Source organism: Candidatus Aquicultor sp. (assembly GCF_054640775.1).
In genome coordinates this window covers 1-19,679 of the sequence record NZ_JBTSLF010000031.1, presented here as the reverse complement: position 1 = coordinate 19,679, position 19,679 = coordinate 1, and the positions used below count along the sequence as shown (strand labels likewise).

The following is a 19,679-nucleotide window of genomic DNA, read 5'->3' as shown; positions in this document are numbered from 1 at the left end:
TCTTGCTTCGAAAACGGCGGGTCTTTCGTCACATTATGCCGTGCAAAAACGCATATCTCCCGGATATAGCTCTTAATCTGATAACCGTACTTCACCTTGTTAAAGAAGCGCGTACGGCGTTCGACAGATACATTCGCTAAAGCGCTTTCCGGGTAGATGCCCGCACGGGCCGCCTCGACCGCTTGTTCTTTGATATCGGTGCCGAAAATCTGAATCGGCGGGTTGATGGATTCATGTTCCAAAAACTCCAGTAAACTTATCGCTATGCTGTAGACCTCTTCTCCCGTTGAACAGCCCGGCACCCAAATTCGTATGGGTTCATCATGTGATTTATGCTTTAGGATGTTCGGAAATACTTCGCTTTTTAAAGCTTCGAACATTTCGGGGTCGCGGAAGAATTCGGTAACGGTAATAAGCATGTCCCTGGACAATGCCTCGACCTCAGCAGGGTTATCCGTAAGGTAATCTACATATTTGCTCAGAGTGTTAACCCTGTTAATGGCCATGCGCCTGGCAATACGCCGCATTATCGTCGCGATTTTATAATCCGAGAAATCAATACCTATTTCAGTGCGTAGCAGTATAAATATCCTGCCGAGTAATTTGGTTTCAGCATCCGGCTGCAACTCATCGATTTCAGAGGCCTGCGGCGCGATTAAGTAAGGATGGCGGGCCATCCTCATTAGCTCATTTGCCATGTCCTCCGGCGAGAGAACGTAATCTGCACTGCCGATGACGATGGCATGCATCGGCAGCTCGCCATGCCCCGCCGTTTCGGGCTCCTGGGCGAATGTAATACCGCCCCTGGCCTTTATCTCTTCAAGACCGAGTGAGCCATCTGAGCCGGCCCCTGAGAGAACAACGCCGATAGCTTTGTCCTCATGTTCTTCCGCCAACGACCTGAAAAATTGGTCGATGGGCGTATAGAGACCGCTATCTGTAACGCGGGGGCTAAGATGAAGTGTGTCTCCGACGATTGTTAGCGTTTTATTGGGTGGGACAACATAGACGTGATTCGGCTCGACCGTGAGGCCGTCTTGCGCTTCAAGCACGGGCAGCTTAGTCTCCGTCGCCAGCAGCTCTACAAGGGCGCTTTTCCTTTTCGGATATAAGTGCTGGACAAACACGAACGCCATGCCGATATCGGCCGGTAACCGCCCAAGCAACTGTCGAAATGCCGTGAGCCCTCCGGCAGATGCCCCCACACCGACGATTGGGAATGATGCGCCGGACTGTTTTCCTCGTCTTTTCTTCTTTGAAGCCTGTCCTTCTTCCTTCACGGTCTGCCCTCGCTATAACAAAGCGCATGCTCGCTTTAAATTCTTAATGTTACCCATATGAAGTCGTTTTATGCAGGCTCTACGCCCGCGGGTATTACTAATCCTACATTATTTTGAACCATTTTCATATTCTATGTAAGCCGCAAATAATCGCACGCATGATAAATGACGGCTTGATAAGAAAGGTGCGGATACTCCCTACTGGAGCGAGAGGGAGAGTAAAGCAGTGTCATCGGATAATGTCCCACCCGTACAACCCATTACGGTGTTATATATCGCTTGCGGCATCTCTATAGTGCTTACCGACAGGTTCCTAATAAGCTCGACCAATCGTTCTTCTTTGAAAAACTCGTCATCGCTACATCTGGCCTCGATTATTCCGTCTGTGTAGATTATCAATATATCACCCTCTTTGAGCGTCTCTGTAAAGCTTTGATAGTGCATACGGGGAAACGCTCCGATTATCGGTGAGTGGAGTTCAAGCAGATCGACTGCGTCCGAATTTCTCTTTATAATCGCCGGTGGGTGGCCCGCGCTGCAGTATATGAGATTGCCGGTTTGTAAATCGACAACACCGAAAAAGACGGTCACGAAACTGCCGGGTGGATTGATCCTCGTAATAAAATCGTTAGTTTTCGTCATCACCCGTGCGGGTGTGCCGCCTTCGTAGGCATGCGTCTTGATAGCGTTTTTTACCACCGTGGTGAGCGCCGTCGCCTCGATTCCTTTACCCGCGACGTCGCCTACAATGATGCCTACTTTTCCGTGCTCTATCTCAAATATATCGTAGAAATCACCGCCTACTTTTGCGGCTTCTGTGGCGGAGCGGTACAGCGTTCCGTATGTGACGCCCTGTATCTTCTCCGGCACCGTCAGAAGCGCTTCTTGCAGTGTGTCTGCAATATGGCGCTCCGCCTCGTAACGCTCTGCATTTCTCATCGCGGTTGCGGCTTGCACTACAAATAACCGGAAAGCAGCTATGTCTTCTTCGGTCAGGGATAGCTGTGTGCGATTCGCAATAACAAGCAGGCCGCGCAGGTTCCCTTCGAAAAATAGGGGCGATACGCCAGCAGTTACAAATCCTTGTTCAATGGATTCGGCAAAGAGAGGTACCGCTGACAGCATATTTAAGTTATCTATAAAAGATGGTTTAGGCCTATCGAACCCCAACGTTATGGTATCAGCCATCGACAGCTCTTCTCCCGTACGGTCTCCCGAAAATCCTGTGCTTGCAGCAACTTTTAGAATACCAGGCTGCGTATTAGGGATTAACACCATCGCTGCCTGCGCATCCACTAAGATGGTAGCGTAGTCCATAATCTGAATAAGCGTGTCCTTCATGTTCAGCGTAGACGTTATCATGCTGCCCATCTGCACGACAGCTTCAAATGTTCTTGCCCTTACGGCGGATTTTTCATGAAGCCTCGCATTTTCAATGGCGACTGCCGCTTGTGCTGCGATACCTTCAACGACGTCGACATCCCGATCCGTGAATTCACGATCATCTCCCGGCTCATCGACCGTAATATACCCGACTAGCTTTGCGCCGATCCTAATCGGTACAAAGAGAGCACGCTTTGCTCCAAATGCCTCACGTTGCTTTCTAACTGTCTCTGAGACAGATGGTGACGAATAATCTACAATGATCGTTTCTCCTTTGTTTATCGCTTGCCGGCACTCGGGCGAAAGCTCATTAATAGGCATCTTGCCACCTGTTTGTAGCGGTTCACCGTTTCTTACAGCGAGGAAAATAAGCTCGTTGTTTTTGAGGTCGACTTCATCGATGAAAACCCTCGATCTACCGGTTACCTGCTTGATGACATCAGCAAGGTGTTCTCCAATTTGATGCAAATCTACCGACTCCGCAAGCGTATCTGCTGCTCTCAGGAGGAGATTTGATATCTCGAGTTCGTATTGAGCTTGCTTTTGAGCTTCTTCCCCGGCCTCAAAGAGACGGGCGTTCTCGAGCGCGACAGCCGCTTGATTCGCAAGCGCCACCATGGCTTGGACGATTTCGTCCGCGATGGGGCGGGGTTTATCGATAGCATAGGTAAAAATGACGCCGATTAAGGAGTTCTCTTGCATAATAGGGATAGCTAACGCCGATTTTATATCGAGCGAGCGCTGAAGTTCTCTCGCTTTGGATGAGAGTTCTGCTTTTACTGCGTCTTTGATGATAATTGCTCGCCCGTGGGTAAGTGCTGCAAACTCGTCTCCGAGGTCGGATATCCGATAGGTCGATAGAGGTTGCGCGTTACCAAAACCGGATACCGTTTCGATAACGCCCTTATGCTTATCATAGAGCCCGATTACTGACCGGCCCATATCGGTTATTTTATACGCAGCTTGCGCGACTTGTGCCAGTACGTCAGACGGGCGAAGTGAAGAGCTTAGCCTTGTACAAGCCTCAATCAAGACTGAGAGAATCTTAATGTAATTCTTTTCTGGGTAACTTGCTTTCGATATGTTGTACATCGTTATTCACCGATTATTAGAATAACTATGCGATAAAGGCGCTTGCTTTATGGAATTTTAATATGGCATGAAAACGACTATTACAAGTATGTTCTTTGTACCCGTAATATTGAAAATATAACCGCTGCCTTGACGGACAACCTAGAACTTAATCTCTTCTTCGAATTCTCCCCCGATGGTAATTCCATCCGGCGTTACAATAAACTGTCGTATTGCCGGATCATGATGGCTGGCGCGCGTCTTGATCACAGCAATCGCCCGCTTGACTTCCGACTTGCCCCTCAGATAGGTGAGCAAGATGACGTTATCAGACATATGGCTTATGCCGTACTCGGAGAGGAACGTCGTCGCAAAGAGGTCGCGTATCTCAGTCGTCATCATAACGGAGACTCCGTGTGTTGCCGTGAATTGAACCAGCGAATACATATAATCCCGGAAGCGCTCCTTGCTGGGCGAGGCGATCTCGAGATCGTTTAAGCTATCTATCAGCACACGCCCTATGCCTTTCTCTTTAATGGTATCCGCGACTCTCTGAATAAACTCATCGATATAGACGTCTACCGGTGAGATATACATAAGCTCGAGCATCCCGCTTTCTATCGTTTTCTGCAGGTCCCAGCCAAACCCTGTAACAATTCTGGCAAGCTGGGTCGGGTTCTCTTCTAGCGTCGCGATGAGGCCTTTTTCTCCCATCTCGATACCTTTAAAGATAAAATGTAGCCCTAGAAGCGTCTTGCCCGAGCCGGGCGGTCCAAAAATGATGGTCGAGCTTCCCTTCCAAAATCCATCGGCAACCATCTCATCAAGGACGGCAACACCGGTTTTCGCGCGGGTCTCTGCCAATTTGTAGTCGATTGGTTGAGCCGGCGTAGTAAGACGGGGGAAAACCTCTAAGCCTTGCTCGCTTATCTTATACGCATGCTCGCCACTGTAAAACCCGGTTCCCCTCATTTTTAATATCCTTAAGTAGCGGGAATCTTTTACCCCTACTTTTTTAACGACAAGCTCGATTATCCCATCGACGACGGCAAACTCCGGCAGTACGGCCATCTCACCGGATGAATACTCGCCGACCCAGAATGATGTGATGGCAAGCGATGTTAGCGTAGAGGCGATCTCCGAGAGATACCGGCGAAACTGTTCGACCGATGAGCCAAAGGAATGAAGCGCCTTAAAACTATCTATGACAACAAAGGCCGGCCCGTATTCTTTGATGAGGTCTTTCATTCTCTCAACCGCACCTTCAAGGCCTTGCGTACGAAGCATATCGCTTAAATCTTCATAGATAACGTAATCGCCGATCGCCTCGGGCTTGAAGAACTTGAACCCTTGCAGGTAACGAATAATCTTATCCAACGGCTCGGATACCGTACTTATATAGAGGGCTCTCTTCTCGGGCGAAGCGTTGGCAAAGATCAGTGACTCGGCCAGTATCGTTTTTCCGGTACCCGGTAGGCCGGCTATCAGGTTGATCGAGTTTTGCGGGAGCCCCCCGTGAAGTATGAAATCCAGGTCCTCGTTGCCTGTCTTTATCCTATTTACATCGGTCATGAGATCATTCCCTCTCCGTCACACACCAATGACGAGCATATTTTTGACCGCCTCAACTAATTTCGGCTGATCGATCGGTTTAAGTAGAAAAGCATCGGCCCCGGCCGCAAGTGCACGGTCACGTACATCCAGTATGCTAAATATAAGTATCGGTATGTGCGACGTAGCCGTATTTCTCTTTAATTCCTCGCAAACCCTTAAACCATTCATTCCCGGTAAGATGATATCGAGAATGATAAGGTCGGGCTGTTTTTCTTCGGCTTCATTGACCGCCTTTTTGCCATCAAGTACGATAAGCACTTCGTAACCCTCTTGCTTTAGGAAATACTCCTCCAACTCAGCGGTTATCGGGTCTTTCTCGGCGACGAGAATCATTATTGCGCTCCTGATCTCTGGTTCTTCTGATAGCTCGCCTTCTTCGATAAGTTTTAAGGCTAAAAGCTTATGCGCTTCGCGGGCGCGCAGGCCTTCTTTTTCTATTTTGTCTTTAACCCACCTGATACGTTCTATGTCTTGACGGCTATAGAGCCTGTGCCCGCCCTCGGTACGCGTAGGTTTTATTATACCAAACTTGTTTTCCCAAAAGCGCAGCGTCGTAGCCGGTATACCCGTTATATCGCTTACTGCATTTATCGAGTATATTGGAATACCCGATTCTTTATCTTCATTTGGTTTCTTCTCAGACATGGCGTCCTCTTTGGTAGTAACCGTCTATTCTTAATGATAATACTTAAAGCTTACTTCCACAACTACTATACATATATTATAGCATTGCTTTACTTTAATTCTATTTCTCTTCGAATACTATAATATTATCTCAAGTTAATTTGCAACGACAGAGTATCTTTTGCCATCGGCACTATGGACAGCTGCTTCCTTAAGCAAGGGCATATTAGCAAAGTACAGGGTTATTTAACATTTTGCTAACGTTTGCTTATTTCATCCTATTCACCTAATATAAAACTTGAAACATGTCGTGGATGCGTTGTTTGTTCTGGGCAACTTGTTAAGACATACCCAACTTTTTCCTCCTTATTAGCCTGCCAAGGAGCCCCAGACCATAGCGCTGGTGCGATTTTTAAATATCCAATTATTCTTTAGTTTTAATCAAATATAGGACACATCAAGGAGGCGGTTGCAATGGCGAGGACAAGGAAGGAAGCGCAAACTCCTGCTCGCGTACCGACCAGCATCACTGGTCTCGACGAAATCATCTTAGGCGGTCTTATGCCGGTGAACTCTTATTTGGTCCGTGGCGGCCCGGGTACGGGCAAGACGATACTGGGGCTTCATTATCTAGCGGCCGGTGCGGCCGCAGGTGAAAAGGTCGTCTATATAAGTCTCTCCGAATCGACAAAAGACATCCAAAAGAACGCCCTTGCCTTGGGTTTCGATCTTAAAGGAATCGACTTTCTCGACCTCGCACCTACCGCGGAGTTCTTTTCAGAGGATCAATCCTACGATATTTTCTCCCCCGTCGAGGTAGAGAGAGACCCCATTACGAAGAAAATCATCGATGAGATAGGTAAACTAAAACCAACCCGCGTATTTTTGGATGCGGTGACCCAGTTCCGTTTTCTCTCGACCGACGAATTTGAATTTCGCCGGCAGGTGCTCTCGTTCTTAAGCTATATGGCCGAGAGAGGCATAACAGTGCTTATGGCATCCGAGGCCAGCGCGATAAATCCTGATGACGACCTGCAGTTCATGGTCGATGGCGTCATCAATTTAGGAGTAGCGGTCAAAGGCAGGGTCATCAGCATTACCAAGTTCCGGGGCTCCGATTACCGAAGCGGCGAGCACTCCGTTGCGATTACCGATAAAGGTATTGCGGTGTTTCCGCGCCTCATACCCTCGACATATGGTCGCGAGTATACTTATGAAACTATTTCATCCGGGGTGGCCGAGTTGGATGAGTTGCTCAATGGGGGCATCGAGCGGGGAACCGTTTCCCTCATCACCGGGCCAAGCGGTGTAGGTAAGACAACGCTCGGCTTGCAGTTTATGAAAGAGGCGGCCGGCCGAGGAGAACGGTCGGTCATATATACTTTTGAGGAAGACATAGAGACGCTCGTACAGCGCGCCGAATCGGTTAATATTCCGGTCAGATCTATGATTGAGCGCGGGACGCTTGCCGTAGTACCGATTGAGCCGCTGCGCTACTCTCCCGATGAGTTTGCCGCGATAGTTCGTCATGAGGTGGAGGAGAAGGACTCAAGCATCGTTATGATCGACAGCACGGCGGGCTATAAGCTTACCGTGCGCGGTGAAGACCTTGTTGCCAACCTTCACGCCCTGACCAAGTACCTGAAGAATATGGGTATAACCGTTATTTTGATTAATGAAGTGGAATTTATCACCGGCGACTTCCGGCTCACTGAGCTGGGTATAAGTTATCTGGCGGACAATGTTATCGTCTTGCGTTACCTTGAGATGTTTGGCGAGCTGAGAAAGGCCATCGGCGTTTTAAAGAAGCGCGTAAGCAACTTTGAGAGGACGCTACGAGAACTTGAGATTACCCGGTATGGCATAAAAATCGGTAAGCCGCTGACAGGATTACGGGGCATATTGGTTGGCAACCCAGAGTGGGTCAACCCCCCAGCCAGAGAGGACCAATAATAATGGCGAAAAGATCACAGATACTCGCCGTAGAAAGGAACCGTAATAATATCCGGCTTCTATCAAAGTACCTGGGTGAAGAAGGCTATGAGGTAGTGGGCGCAAGCGGCTACGAACAGCTTGATGAAATCCTGCAGAAGGCAGAAGATGTTAAGCTTGCTTTAGTCGACATCACCGGTTTCGATAAGGGTATTTGGGCCAGCTGTGAGGAATTGCGTAAGAGCGGCATCCCATTCCTTTTGATATCGCCGAAGCAAAGCGATGCTCTGCAAGTGCAAAGCGTGGCACTTGGCGCCGAGGGTGTCCTGACAAAGCCGCTTATAATACGGGAGTTGCTGATACTTATACGTAACTTACTCGAAGAGTAACTATGGATTAGCTAACCCGAAAGAGAGAACTACGATATCGTCCGCGATTGTACCGCCTGCGCATTCTATAACGGAACCTAAGATTACCTTCGGTATGTCCTTAACGGGGACCGATGCCGGCAGGTTTTTCATTAGCATTACCAGTTGTTCTTCCCCGAAGAACTTGCCGCTTCTGCATCTGGCTTCGGTTACGCCATCGGTATACAGAACTACGGCATCATCTTGGTTAACCGTTTCCTCGTCATCGATAAAGTTGAGCGCCGGAAAGGCGCCGAGAATCGGCGAGCTTGTTATCAAGAGTGCGGCCTCCCCTGTTTTTCTCTTTAAGATCGCCGGCGGATGTCCTGCGCTGCAGTAGATAAGCCTCCCCGTTTCGATATCGAGAATGCCGAAAAACGCTGTGACAAAAAGGCCCGGGCCCGTAGTCCCTTGAACAAGTTCGTTTGTTTTTGCCATAACTTGTGCGGGCGAATTATCCTCGTATGAGTACGCCCTAATCGCATTTTTGACCATCGTTGCGAGGATTGCGGCTTGTACCCCCGTTCCGGCGATGTCCCCTACCGCAATCCCTACCTTATTCTCCTTTAGCGGAAATATGTCGTAGAAATCACCGCCGACACGGGCTACCTCGGTAGCCGCACGATAAAGATGGCTGAATTCAATACCATCTATATGCGCCGGTACCGTAAGAAGCGTCTCCTGCATAGTATCCGCAACGTCTCTTTTTATTTCATAGAGGCGGGCGTTCTCAAGTGCGAGCGATGTCGCGGTGCCGAGTTTCGCCACAAAATCGACTTGAGCGGGCGTAAACGGTTTTTGTGCTAAGAGATAGGTATGGTAAAGAAGTCCGATAACATTACCATGTGCTACAAGGGGCACCGCTAAAAACGAACGGATGCCTGCACGCCGCATATACTCAGGACCAAATCGCTTATCGTTAAAAGCATCGTCGCTCACTACCGGTCGTTGAGTCTCGACGACCACCCCGGCAAACCTTATCTCCTCATCGGTAAGCCGAGCGCCTAGGAGTTCCCGGGGGGCGCCATGGATGTGTTTATAGACCCAATAATTGCCCTCACGTAGGACAAGGGCGGTTTGTTCTGCACCGATCGCCTTAGCCGATTCGTTAAACACGGTATCCATAATCTCATCCGGATCAAGTGTCGCGATAATAGCCGCGTTAATATTATTGAGCGCATCGCTAAGTTCCTCTGCCTGCTTTCGCTGGGTAATATCTTGTGTAATACCAAGAAGGTAGACTTGTCCCCGAATCGTAACCGGGATCGCCGATGATGAAACCCAGATTTTTCGGCCGTCTTTCCGGGTAACAGTATACTCAACATATGATAGCTGCCCCCGCAAAATGCTCATGTCAAACTCTTTATGCTGCGCACGCTCTGCCGGGTCAGGATAAAGAACGTACAGCCATCCACCCGCGCTGTTGATTTCATCCTTTGTGTAGCCGAAAATTGCTTCCAAGGCCCTGTTATATAAAACAAATCTGCCGTCGGGGGTTCCCATACCGATGCCATAGATTGATTGCTCGAAAATCGCCCTGAACCTGGCCTCGCTCTCCTGCAGGGCAAACTCTGCCGTCTTGCGCTTTGTGATATCGGTAAACGAATTCACAACGCTCACGATACTACCTTTCGCATCATGAATTGGCGCGGCGTTAACGGAAAGGATAACCCGTTTGCCATCCGGGCGCCCAATGGCAAGCTCAATTTCGTAGACCGGCTTACCGTCTTTTATAACCAAATCGAAAGGAAGCCTGCCTTCAGGATATGGCTTCCCGTCAACCGTCGTAAATTTCCACTCAGGTGCATTATATGTACGCGCGGTGATCTCACTGCGGCTTAGACCAAGCACTGTCTCGGCAGCGCGATTCGCAAAGAATATACGGCCGCTTCGGCTAACGACGACTACCGCATCGGGAATCGTCTCGATTATCAATTCGAGTTCAGCTTGCCGCATCGGTTCCCCGAAATCGCGAGCTTGCATGGGCGTACTCCTTCTCTCAATATGCTTGTTTTACCCAAACAAGAGCATTAGTTCACTGCGGCGTGTTGGATTTTATGTTGAGGATATGTTGGGTCAACGGATTTGTTTATCTCTTTTGGGGATTGTGATATCCGGCTACCGATCGTTAGCTTCGCGTTGGATGATTTGGGCGCTGCGCATTTTTGCTTTGAGCCGTAAGACGGCTTTTGTATGCAGCTGGGATACCCTTGACTCTGTAACGCCGAGGATCTCGCCGATTTCACGCAGGGTTAAGTTGTCGTAGTAATAGAGCACGATGACGGTTTTTTCGCGCTCGGGGAGTTTTGTGACGGCATCCGCCAGGATGTCTTTTATCTCTTCCATCTCGAAGGACATGGAGGGGTCGGGGCTCGAGGTGTCTTCGATGCTGTCGATGAGGCTCACTTTATCGTCTTTCTCGCCCACGCTCCATAGCTCTTCGAGGGCCAGCACTGAGGTGTAGCTGAGCTGACTTAACAGCTCATTATGGTCTTCGATCGTCATGCCCATGGCTGCTGCGACCTCGGCATCGGTCGGCACCCGCCTGAGCTGGTTCTCAAGTTCGTAGTAGACGCGCTCCAGTTCGCGTGCCCGGTACCTGACAGAGCGGGGCACCCAGTCAAGGGCTCTTAATTCATCGATGATGGCGCCTTTTATCCTGTTGATAGCATAGGTCTCGAACTTTATCTCGCGGGTGGTATCGTATTTTTCTATGGCGTCGATGAGGCCGAATATGCCATAGCTTACCAGGTCGGCCTGGTCTACGCTCTGTGGGAGATTTGCTGATATACGGCTTGCGATATACTTGACCAACGGTGAATAGTTAATGATGAGCTGATCCCTGGCATCCTGGCAGTTCGTGGTTTTATATGCTTGCCAAAGATGGCTTACATCTGGTGCCACTTTTTTTGCTACTTTTCTTGTTTCCACTTGGGCCTCCGTCGAGCAAATGTTTGCCGGTTACATAAAAGAGCTTGCCCCGCTTTGTCACGCTAAGCTCTCGGGTGAGAGCGCATGTAAATATCCCTAAGCCGAGCCTTGCTTAGATGAGTATAAACTTGTGTTGACGATAAATCAACGTGCCCTAAAAGTTCCTGTACGTACCGCAAATCGGCGCCCGCCTCGAGCAGGTGCGTTGCGAATGAATGCCGTATCGCATGGGGCGTAATCCCCCTGCTTAAGCCCACCTCCCGGACATATTTGTTCATTATGAGGCGCACGCCGTGGGTGGTCAGGCGCTCGCCCCGGTAGTTTACGAACAGGGCGGTCGTCGCACCCTTTTCGGGGTCTCGCTTTTTTACCAGCGCCTTTCTCGCATCTTTAATATAGGTGCGAACCATCTCGGCCGCAGCGCCATGCATCGGCACGATTCTCTCCTTGCGGCCTTTTCCGAATACCCGCACCTCTAGTGCGCCGTAATCGATACTATCCAGATCGAGCCCTACCAGCTCGCTTACGCGGATGCCGGTTGCGTACAGCATCTCGAGCATTGCCTTATCGCGCACTCCGTGGGGTGTCGCCTGATCGGGGGCTTCGAGGAGCAAATCAACGGCGTCTTCTTTTAAGAAATGCGGCAGTTTCTTCTCGAGCTTTGGGGCGGATATTATCTCGGTCGGGTTCTTTCCGGTACCCTCTCTCCGCTGCCTGAAGCTGAAGAACGCGCGTACAGAGGACAGTTTTCGCGCTGTGCTCCTGCGGGAATAGTTCTGCTTTTGCAGAAAGCCCAAGTAGGTTCGGATTGTGCGGTGATCGACATCTTGAACGCGCTTGCCGGTGGCTTCAACAAATTTTAAGAACTGACGGACGTCACGCATGTACCCATCTACCGAATTCGCCGAGAGGTTTCGCTCGGCGGATAGGTATTTCACGAACTGCTCCAGTTCATCGATCGGTTCACTGCTTTGCTTATCGCTTGGTTCGTCGATGTTTTCTGCGCTTAGTGCTTTGTCTACTGCTTCATCCATTGCTCTACCGTTCGACTATAAGTGCTACAATGCCGGCTAGATATAGTAATCAATTCTAGATTCTTACAGTAGTTCCTTCTTTTGCTAGATTATTAGTTACGCGGCTTTCTCGCGCTCAAGCTGCTGCCGCTGCTGCTCGGTTATATTAACGGCAATAGCATCCTTCGTCATCGTGAGTGTCGTGTTTTCGTCGACCCGTAGCTTAAACGTATCCTCTTCGATACTTTCTACGGTTCCGATGATGCCGCTGACGGTGAGTATCTCATCACCCACTTTTAAGCTATCGATCATCCTCTGTCGTTCCTGTGCGCGTCTTCGCTGGGGTAAAACCAAAAGAAAATAGTACAGAGCGGCTAATATGACAATATAGATGATAATGGTGAGCTGGCTTCCCCCGATTTGGCTTTTTAACATGGCGCCCTCCCGTGGCCGATTGCCGGTTGTTGAATTTATTTAACTTCCTCTACTTATCTTCCATTCTTTTGCCGGTTCTAGTCCTGCTTCGAGCGAAAGGTGTTTGATGCTTGATTACACTACGCCGAATTCCTTCTCGTGCTTGACCTGATAATCCGCCCTGAATTCGGCGAACCTGTCTTCGAGGATGGCTTTTCGTACTTCACCCATCACATCTATCAGATACGAAAGGTTATGCCAGGTTAAAAGCGTCGCGCCCAGCATCTCGTCTGATTTGATGAGGTGGCGCAGGTACGCCCTGCTGAAGTTATTGCAGGTATAGCAATCGTGGTTCGGGTCCAGCTTATCGAAGTCGCGTGCATATTTTGCGTTTCTGATATTTACCTTGCCGGCCGATGTCAGGGCCAACCCGTTTCGGGCAATCCTTGTTGGGAGAACGCAATCGAACATATCCACGCCGAGCGCAACGGATTCGACGAGGCTTGTCGGATTGCCTAAGCCCATGACGTAGCGCGGACGGTCTTTAGGCAATAACGGGATCGTATAATCGAGGACTTCAAACATAAGGGAATGCGTCTCGCCGACGCTTAAGCCGCCGATCGCATATCCGGGGAAATCAAGCCCGGTAGTCAGCTCGGCGCTCATCTTGCGTAAATCCTCATACGTGCCGCCCTGGACTATCCCAAACAGCGCCTGGTCGGTTACGTGCGCCGCCTTGCAGCGCTTGGCCCACTCGTAAGTCCGCCTGACCGCACCCTCCACATAGTGCTTCTCAGATGGATAGGTCGTGCACTCATCGAGCACCATAATGATATCGGCGCCTATCCACTCTTCGATCTCCATGACCTTCTCGGGGGTGAAGAAATGGGTCGAACCGTCGATTATCGAGCGGAACTCGACGCCCTCCTCGGTCACTTTTCGCATCTCACTCAAACTGAATACCTGGAACCCGCCGCTATCGGTAAGAATCGGACGGTCCCAATTCATAAACTCGTGCAACCCGCCGGCCTCTTTTATAAGGTCGTGACCGGGCCTTAAGTACAAGTGATAGGCGTTTGAGAGGATGATCTGAGTACCGATTGTCTTAAGCGCTTCGGGCGTCATCGCTTTTACCGTCGCACGCGTACCGACCGGCATGAAAACCGGCGTCTCTATATCCCCATGCGGCGTATGAATAATACCCGCCCTGGCCTTTGTTTTTTTGTCTTCGTGGACGAGCTCAAATTCGATCATCGTTCCCCTTCTTCGAGACCCGCACGCTTAACCCACGCGCTGCCAACTGCCTACTAGAACCCGCATTCTAGTCCTTCACTAATTCGTAATTCGACATTCGCAATTCGTAATTCCTCTGGCTCCTTAAACGATAAACATCGCGTCGCCGAAGCTGTAGAACCTGTAATGCCCGGCGATCGCTTCGTGATATGCTTTCATTATAAGCTCTTGGCCGCCGAATGCGGCAACCATCATTAAGAGCGTTGATTTCGGCAGGTGGAAGTTGGTTATCATGACGTCGACGATTTTGAACTCGTAGCCCGGGTAGATAAACAACTTCGTATTGTCGGTTCCGGCCTCAACCCTGCCCTCTTTGCCTGCGGTTTCAAGAACCCGTACAGAGGTCGTGCCGACGGCGATGACCCGATTGCCCCGCCCCTTCGTCTCGTTGATAACCGCTGCGACATCGGCGGATACGCTGTAGAGTTCGCTGTGCATCTTATGGTCTTCGACGACTTCTTCTCTTACCGGTCTAAACGTATCGAGGCCTACTCGCAGGTTAACAGCCACTACGGTTATGCCTTTCTTCTCAAGCCGCTGCATCAGCTCGGGTGTAAAATGAAGACCGGCGGTTGGCGCCGCCACCGAGCCGCGCTCGCGTGCGTATATGGTTTGGTATCTATCCCGTGTATCCAGCGGTTTTGTTATATACGGGGGCAGCGGCATCTCGCCCAGCTCATCGAGCACCTGGTTAAAGTCGCCTTCGTAATGGAAAGCGACGAGCCTTTCTCCCCCGGCCAGGCGTTTTTCTATCCGTGCGACCAGTCTGCCGTCTCCGAACACGACTTCGGTGCCGGGGCTTAACCGTCTGCCGGGCTTGACCAGCGCTTCCCAGAGATTGTTTTCGACTTCGCTTAAGAGAAATACCTCGACGCTTCCGCCCGTATGCGCCTTTTGCCCCTTAAGGCGTGCCGGAATCACCTTGGTATCGTTTATGACCAGGCAATCCCCGGGAACAAGGCAGGACTCGATATCCCTGAATATTTTGTGCTCGATATCGCCGGTATCTCTATGGACAATCATAAGCCGCGAGGAATCTCGCGGCTCGACCGGATCCTGAGCTATAAATTCTTTAGGCAGCTCGTAATCAAATTCCGCCGTTTTCAATGTTTCACCTACCGCCTGAGCAACCATAACACCACATTTTCCTACCCAGTTGCTCGAGATTCATCTGTATTACCCCTTACGGCGTCCACGGTCGAGTCAAGCTTCTTCGCGTACCGTTCGAGTTCGCTGTAGATACATCCGCAATACGGTTGCCGGTACATATCTAATTCTTTAGCCTTATCCTGCCCCGTTCTAAACCCTGGCCGGAAATCCCAGTACTTAAACTCGATGCCGTAGCGACCCGCCATTTCGACCCCGACTTGGGCAAGCAGCTCGTGCTTCTGGTAAGGGCTTATCAGAAGCGTCGTCGTGAACGCATCGTATCCCTTTTCTGCGGCAAACCGAGCCGCCTCGTTCAGGCGAATGCTATAGCACATACGACACCTGTCACCCTCGTTGCCGGCGACCGCGCGCAGGTACACTTGCGGGTCGTACTCGCCGATACGCAAATCGACCCCCGCAGAAGAACAGAATCCGGCCAACGTCTCAAGCCGCCTCATATATTCCATGGATGGGTGGATGTTCGGGTTGAAGTAATAGCTCGTTATTCTATATGTTTCCTTCAGCATACCGTGCGGATACACAAAACACGGCCCACAACACGTATGCACTAAAAGGTCGTTCATCTCTCACCTTTGGGAATTTCGAATTTCGAATGTCGAATTGCGAATTAAAAACAATCAATTAAATACGCAATTCCTAACTTTTAAATTGTGCATTAAGAATGCGTGAGTGTCCAGTACACATTAGATATGCTGTGGAGTCTAACCGACTCTCATCCTCGTACATCATTCGACATTCGAAATTCCCTTGATAGTTTCCATCAACAACTTGGAATATATACTGCGAAAGGGGTCGTTATGAGTCAAAACAAGGAAGAGATCTACTGGGTCGGCACGTACATACCCGCTTCGGGCTTGTCTATCAATTCCTACCTTATACTAGACGAGTATCCCACATTAATCAATGCCGGGGCACCCATCAGCGCAGGCCAGCTGATTAAGAAGATTCAATCTGTAGTGGACCTGCACGACATCCAATACATTGTCTTAAACCAGGCGGGAGTCAGCTATGCCGGGGGATTACAGTATCTTTTAGAACTCGCCCCACAAGCGAGAGTAGTGACGAGCAAGTATGAGTCGATACGGCTCGGGCTGTATGGGTTGATGATCCAGCCGCTGATTATAGAAGACGGGGACATGTTGCAAATCGGTCACAACACGCTGCGCTTTTTCTCGGCTCCGTTTATCGGCTCGCCGGATGCGGTGTTTGTGTTTGACGAGTCCAACGGTATTTTGTTTTCCGGGGAGGCGTTTTCGACTACCGTCTCAAAATGGCGGATGGTAATAGACGAGGATATAACCGAACTTCTTGAGGCCTACAGCGATGTTCATATCGGGGATTCGACGCTTGCCGGTGATGCGATCGAGAGGCTTAAGGGGCTTGATATACAGCTTATAGCCCCAGGACACGGACCGCTGCTGAAAAACTATGCCTCAAAATATATAGAGGCTCTCGCCAAAAGGCACGGTGCGGCCGCCTAGGAGGATATCCATCGCAGCAGGTCTTCCGCTGCATCGACGCTTTGAACTACGTAATCGGCCTCGTGCATGACAGCCGGTGCGCTTTCATCCGAGGCTATTGCTATGGAGACCGTTTGCATCCGTCCCTGGTCCCTTAATCGTCCAAGCGCTTGGAATGCGTCGATATCCGTCACGTCGTCGCCCAGATACATGGCCCTCTCGATGCCGGTACGCAGCGCAATGACCGTAACCGCGTCACCTTTATTTACCGGCAGGTCCGGCTTCAGCTCGATGACATAGCGGCCCTCGGATCGTTTGAGAGGATATTTCGCTACCATGGGTTCAATTGCCTCTTCTATCCGTGCTTTTGCCTGCTCTTTGTCCCCGACCTGGCGGTAATGCACGGCCACTCCGAGCTTCTTTCTCTCGACGATGTAACCCGTATCGTCGAATATCGCAGACAGCTCCGCGGCAAGGTTCCCGGCCAGGCCAAAAAAGTTGAATGCCTCGGGTGCATAGAATTGTTTGCCGCCTTCCAGCCACTCGAGACCGTGGTTGCCTATATAGATGAGGTTATCGAGCGCTATTATCCTGCGGGCTTCGGTCGAGTCCCTCCCGCTTACGATGCCTGCAACCGCATATTTATCGCTAATGTCTTGCAGCACTTTTCTCATTTCGGCCGTAACGATCGCCTCTGCCGGCGTAGGGGCTATCTTGCTTAACGTTCCATCGAGGTCGCTGAAGATTCCGGATTTCTCCGGATGCTCTTTCCATTTAGCAAGCGCTTCATATAGCACATCGTATTGTGCATCATTCAGTTCATCATTTAGTTCTTTATCTATACCTGTCATTGCTTCTCTAGTATCTTCCTGTAGTTCTGCTCGTATTTATCGGCCATTATTTCGGGGCTGAAGTTGTCGAGGACATAGTCACGGCACACCTGGGGATCTATCTTGAGCGCCTTATCGATTGCGCCTGCCATGTCATTTACGTTCTCGACGATGTAGCCGACCTTCCCATCGACAACGACTTCGGGTGATGAGCCGTTTCTAATCGCCACAACCGGGGTACCGCAGGCCATCGCTTCGGCCATGACCAGACCAAACGGCTCGGGCCACTGTATGGGGAATACGAAACACTTCGCCATCTTTAAAAGTTGGCGTTTCTCGGCCTCATCGATCTCGCCGGTGTAAACTATTTGCTTGCCGTCGACGTGCGGCTTTACCTTGGCGTCGAAATATTCCATATCGAGCGGGTCGACTTTTCCGACCAGGATAAGCTTTTCACCGCGCTCTTTTGCGACTTCAATCGCCAGGTGTGTCCCTTTGGCCGCGCTGATTCTGCTGACCATGATAAGATAGTCGTCCTTTTCTTTTGAAAACGGGTAGTTATGGATATCGATGGCGTTATATACCGTGTCGACATAATTGAGAATCGGCAGGCAGCTTCGCTGGTACTCGCTTATCGCGTTATAGTAGACCGCATCTTTGAAATGTGTGTAAAACATCGAGGTATCATCGGTAAACGGCCCGTGAAGCGTGTGCAGCATCGGCCGCTTGACCTTATGGGAAAACGCGACTCCCAGAAATCCGCTATGGTCGTGTACTATCTCAAACTCATCCGCGATTTTATATGCTTCGCTCACCTGAATCGAGTCGTAAATCGTCATGCTGAGCGTTCCGAGCTTGGAGGTCTGGCCTTCTTTGTAGAAGTATTTTACGTCGGCCAGCGTATCGGAATCACCTGTTGCGAATAAAACAACTTCATTCCCTCTCTTTACCAGCTCATCCGCGAGAAGTGCGACCACCCACTCGATGCCGCCATAACCGCTCGGTGGGACTTTGATCCAGGGTGGGGAAATCAGCAGTATCTTCATCTATAAGTTCTCTCCTTGTCTGTAAGTTCTTAGTTAGTGATCTATGGAATTATTGAGGCAATACCTGCAACAACCTAATCGGTTTCCCAGGAGAGCCCGCGAATTTCTTCTACGGCACCTCTCATCATCAACTCGGATACGCAAGCGAACGGGTTCTTGTCTTCGTGTAAGACCTCGGTGACAAGCTCGGTTATCGGCATGTATACGTTGTGGCCCTTGGCTATGTCGCGTATAGCTCCCGCAGTTTTTACGCCCTCCGCGACCATGCTCATCTCGGCCACGGCCTGATCAAGCGTCATGCCTTTTCCAAGCATCTCGCCGACCCCCCGGTTTCGACTATGTTTACTCATGCACGTTACTACGAGATCACCCATACCGGCGAGACCGGCGAACGTGCGAACGTCCGCACCCATGATAAGCCCGAGGCGAATCATCTCGGCAAGACCTCTCGTAATCAAAGACGCCTTAGTGTTATCGCCGTACCCCAGGCCGTCCGAGATACCGGCGGCTATCGCTATCACGTTTTTGGTCGCCCCGCCCAGCTCGACCCCTATAAGATCGGGGTTTGTATAAACCCTGAAAAAGGGCGTCATGAACACGTTTTGCAGTTCTTCAGCGACGCTTTTACTGCGGCTCGATACCACCGTCGCGGACGGGATGTTTTTGCTTACCTCTTCTGCATGATTCGGTCCGGACAGGACGGCGATTTTGTTGTGCATCTCGGGCGCAAGCATCTCTTCTAAGACCTGCGACATCCGCTTTAAGGAGTTCTGCTCGACACCCTTTGCGAGGCTTACAACTTTTTTATTACCCAAAATCAGGCCCTTTGCCTCAGCGGCTATATCCCGCATAGCATGCGATGGAGTAGCCATAACCACGACATGCGCAGGCTGAATCGCTTCTTCGAGATCGACGGTCGGCGCTATGTTTTCGTGTATATCTATGTCTTTCAGGTATTTTGGATGGTGACGGGTCTCATGAATGGCATCGACGACAGCCTTGTCGCGCGCCCAGAGGTGCACTGTGTATCCCTTGTTCGCCAGGAGGTTTGCTACCGCCGTCCCCCAGCTACCCGCGCCTATTACCGCAATATCGTTCAGCTTAATCTGCCTCCAGACCCTTTATCCCCATCTTTAACTCAGAACCCGCCAGTAACCTGCTGATATACGACCTGTGCCGAGACACGACTACCGCTCCAACAAGTCTCGAGA

17 protein-coding genes are annotated in these 19,679 nt (G+C 50.4%); 3 read left to right on the top strand and 14 right to left on the bottom strand.

The window, feature by feature from the left end; all coding sequences use genetic code 11:
- The 4 genes from ACYC56_RS04405 to ACYC56_RS04390 all read right to left on the bottom strand — a co-directional run.
- The coding region (locus ACYC56_RS04405; protein ID WP_461372970.1) for a chemotaxis protein CheB at nt 1-1,280 on the bottom strand (1,280 nt) is incomplete at its 3' end.
- A gap of 198 nt (nt 1,281-1,478) precedes the next feature.
- Nucleotides 1,479-3,755: a GAF domain-containing SpoIIE family protein phosphatase gene (locus ACYC56_RS04400; RefSeq protein ID WP_461372969.1), complete on the bottom strand. Its 2,277-nt coding sequence runs from the start codon at nt 3,753-3,755 to the stop codon at nt 1,479-1,481.
- A 141-nt stretch (nt 3,756-3,896) separates the two neighbouring features.
- A complete protein-coding gene (locus tag ACYC56_RS04395; protein ID WP_461372968.1) occupies nt 3,897-5,306 on the bottom strand; it encodes an ATPase domain-containing protein in 1,410 nt (469 codons plus the stop codon).
- 18 nt (nt 5,307-5,324) lie between these two features.
- Nucleotides 5,325-5,993, bottom strand: a complete 669-nt coding sequence (locus ACYC56_RS04390; protein ID WP_461372967.1) for a response regulator — start codon at nt 5,991-5,993, stop codon at nt 5,325-5,327.
- 453 nt (nt 5,994-6,446) lie between these two features.
- Here ACYC56_RS04390 and ACYC56_RS04385 point away from each other — a divergent pair, with 453 nt between their 5' ends.
- Entirely contained in the window at nt 6,447-7,925 is a 1,479-nt protein-coding gene (locus ACYC56_RS04385; protein ID WP_461372966.1) for an ATPase domain-containing protein, read from the top strand.
- Nucleotides 7,926-7,927: 2 nt separating this feature from the next.
- A complete protein-coding gene (locus tag ACYC56_RS04380) occupies nt 7,928-8,293 on the top strand; it encodes a response regulator (protein ID WP_461372965.1) in 366 nt (121 codons plus the stop codon).
- Here ACYC56_RS04380 and ACYC56_RS04375 read toward each other — a convergent pair whose 3' ends face one another.
- From ACYC56_RS04375 to ACYC56_RS04345, 7 genes are all read right to left on the bottom strand, one after another.
- Nucleotides 8,294-10,294 carry a SpoIIE family protein phosphatase gene (locus tag ACYC56_RS04375; RefSeq protein ID WP_461372964.1) on the bottom strand — a complete coding sequence of 667 codons (2,001 nt, stop codon included), beginning with the start codon at nt 10,292-10,294 and terminating at the stop codon, nt 8,294-8,296. It lies immediately after the preceding gene.
- 135 nt (nt 10,295-10,429) lie between these two features.
- The gene (gene whiG, locus ACYC56_RS04370) at nt 10,430-11,242 is read right to left on the bottom strand and encodes an RNA polymerase sigma factor WhiG (protein WP_461372963.1); all 813 of its coding nucleotides are present in this window, start codon (nt 11,240-11,242) and stop codon (nt 10,430-10,432) included.
- A gap of 62 nt (nt 11,243-11,304) precedes the next feature.
- Entirely contained in the window at nt 11,305-12,276 is a 972-nt protein-coding gene (gene xerC / locus ACYC56_RS04365; RefSeq protein WP_461372962.1) for a tyrosine recombinase XerC, read from the bottom strand.
- 96 nt (nt 12,277-12,372) lie between these two features.
- Nucleotides 12,373-12,690: a preprotein translocase subunit YajC gene (yajC, locus tag ACYC56_RS04360; RefSeq protein WP_461372961.1), complete on the bottom strand. Its 318-nt coding sequence runs from the start codon at nt 12,688-12,690 to the stop codon at nt 12,373-12,375.
- 114 nt (nt 12,691-12,804) lie between these two features.
- A complete protein-coding gene (tgt, locus tag ACYC56_RS04355; protein ID WP_461372960.1) occupies nt 12,805-13,923 on the bottom strand; it encodes a tRNA guanosine(34) transglycosylase Tgt in 1,119 nt (372 codons plus the stop codon).
- Nucleotides 13,924-14,046: 123 nt separating this feature from the next.
- Nucleotides 14,047-15,069: a tRNA preQ1(34) S-adenosylmethionine ribosyltransferase-isomerase QueA gene (queA, locus tag ACYC56_RS04350; RefSeq protein WP_461372959.1), complete on the bottom strand. Its 1,023-nt coding sequence runs from the start codon at nt 15,067-15,069 to the stop codon at nt 14,047-14,049.
- Nucleotides 15,070-15,110: 41 nt separating this feature from the next.
- Nucleotides 15,111-15,695: an epoxyqueuosine reductase QueH gene (locus ACYC56_RS04345; protein ID WP_461372958.1), complete on the bottom strand. Its 585-nt coding sequence runs from the start codon at nt 15,693-15,695 to the stop codon at nt 15,111-15,113.
- Between the two features lie 234 nt (nt 15,696-15,929).
- On the opposite strand from ACYC56_RS04345, the gene ACYC56_RS04340 reads away from it, so the two are divergent.
- Nucleotides 15,930-16,613 (top strand): oxygen-binding di-iron domain-containing protein, encoded by a 684-nt coding sequence (locus ACYC56_RS04340; protein WP_461372957.1) that lies wholly within the window; start codon nt 15,930-15,932, stop codon nt 16,611-16,613.
- On the opposite strand, the gene otsB is transcribed toward ACYC56_RS04340, so the two are convergent.
- From otsB to ACYC56_RS04325, 3 genes are all read right to left on the bottom strand, one after another.
- Nucleotides 16,610-17,443 carry a trehalose-phosphatase gene (gene otsB / locus ACYC56_RS04335; protein WP_461372956.1) on the bottom strand — a complete coding sequence of 278 codons (834 nt, stop codon included), beginning with the start codon at nt 17,441-17,443 and terminating at the stop codon, nt 16,610-16,612. The genes ACYC56_RS04340 and otsB overlap by 4 nt on opposite strands.
- Nucleotides 17,440-18,468, bottom strand: a complete 1,029-nt coding sequence (locus tag ACYC56_RS04330) for a glycosyltransferase family 4 protein (protein WP_461372955.1) — start codon at nt 18,466-18,468, stop codon at nt 17,440-17,442. Before ACYC56_RS04330 ends, otsB begins: the two co-directional genes overlap by 4 nt.
- Before the next feature lie 74 nt (nt 18,469-18,542).
- On the bottom strand, nt 18,543-19,559 hold the full coding sequence (locus ACYC56_RS04325; protein WP_461372971.1) for an NAD(P)H-dependent glycerol-3-phosphate dehydrogenase: 1,017 nt from the start codon (nt 19,557-19,559) through the stop codon (nt 18,543-18,545).
- Nucleotides 19,560-19,679 lie beyond the last annotated feature (120 nt).

What these genes read in the sequence shown, in the direction of transcription:
- ACYC56_RS04400 (WP_461372969.1), bottom strand. Translation starts at nt 3,755, where the DNA reads ATGTACAACATATCGAAAGCAAGTTACCCAGAAAAGAATTACATTAAG.
- ACYC56_RS04395 (WP_461372968.1), bottom strand. Translation starts at nt 5,306, where the DNA reads ATGACCGATGTAAATAGGATAAAGACAGGCAACGAGGACCTGGATTTC.
- ACYC56_RS04390 (WP_461372967.1), bottom strand. Translation starts at nt 5,993, where the DNA reads ATGTCTGAGAAGAAACCAAATGAAGATAAAGAATCGGGTATTCCAATA.
- ACYC56_RS04385 (WP_461372966.1), top strand. Translation starts at nt 6,447, where the DNA reads ATGGCGAGGACAAGGAAGGAAGCGCAAACTCCTGCTCGCGTACCGACC.
- ACYC56_RS04380 (WP_461372965.1), top strand. Translation starts at nt 7,928, where the DNA reads ATGGCGAAAAGATCACAGATACTCGCCGTAGAAAGGAACCGTAATAAT.
- ACYC56_RS04375 (WP_461372964.1), bottom strand. Translation starts at nt 10,294, where the DNA reads ATGCAAGCTCGCGATTTCGGGGAACCGATGCGGCAAGCTGAACTCGAA.
- xerC (WP_461372962.1), bottom strand. Translation starts at nt 12,276, where the DNA reads ATGGATGAAGCAGTAGACAAAGCACTAAGCGCAGAAAACATCGACGAA.
- yajC (WP_461372961.1), bottom strand. Translation starts at nt 12,690, where the DNA reads ATGTTAAAAAGCCAAATCGGGGGAAGCCAGCTCACCATTATCATCTAT.
- tgt (WP_461372960.1), bottom strand. Translation starts at nt 13,923, where the DNA reads ATGATCGAATTTGAGCTCGTCCACGAAGACAAAAAAACAAAGGCCAGG.
- ACYC56_RS04345 (WP_461372958.1), bottom strand. Translation starts at nt 15,695, where the DNA reads ATGAACGACCTTTTAGTGCATACGTGTTGTGGGCCGTGTTTTGTGTAT.
- ACYC56_RS04340 (WP_461372957.1), top strand. Translation starts at nt 15,930, where the DNA reads ATGAGTCAAAACAAGGAAGAGATCTACTGGGTCGGCACGTACATACCC.
- otsB (WP_461372956.1), bottom strand. Translation starts at nt 17,443, where the DNA reads ATGACAGGTATAGATAAAGAACTAAATGATGAACTGAATGATGCACAA.
- ACYC56_RS04330 (WP_461372955.1), bottom strand. Translation starts at nt 18,468, where the DNA reads ATGAAGATACTGCTGATTTCCCCACCCTGGATCAAAGTCCCACCGAGC.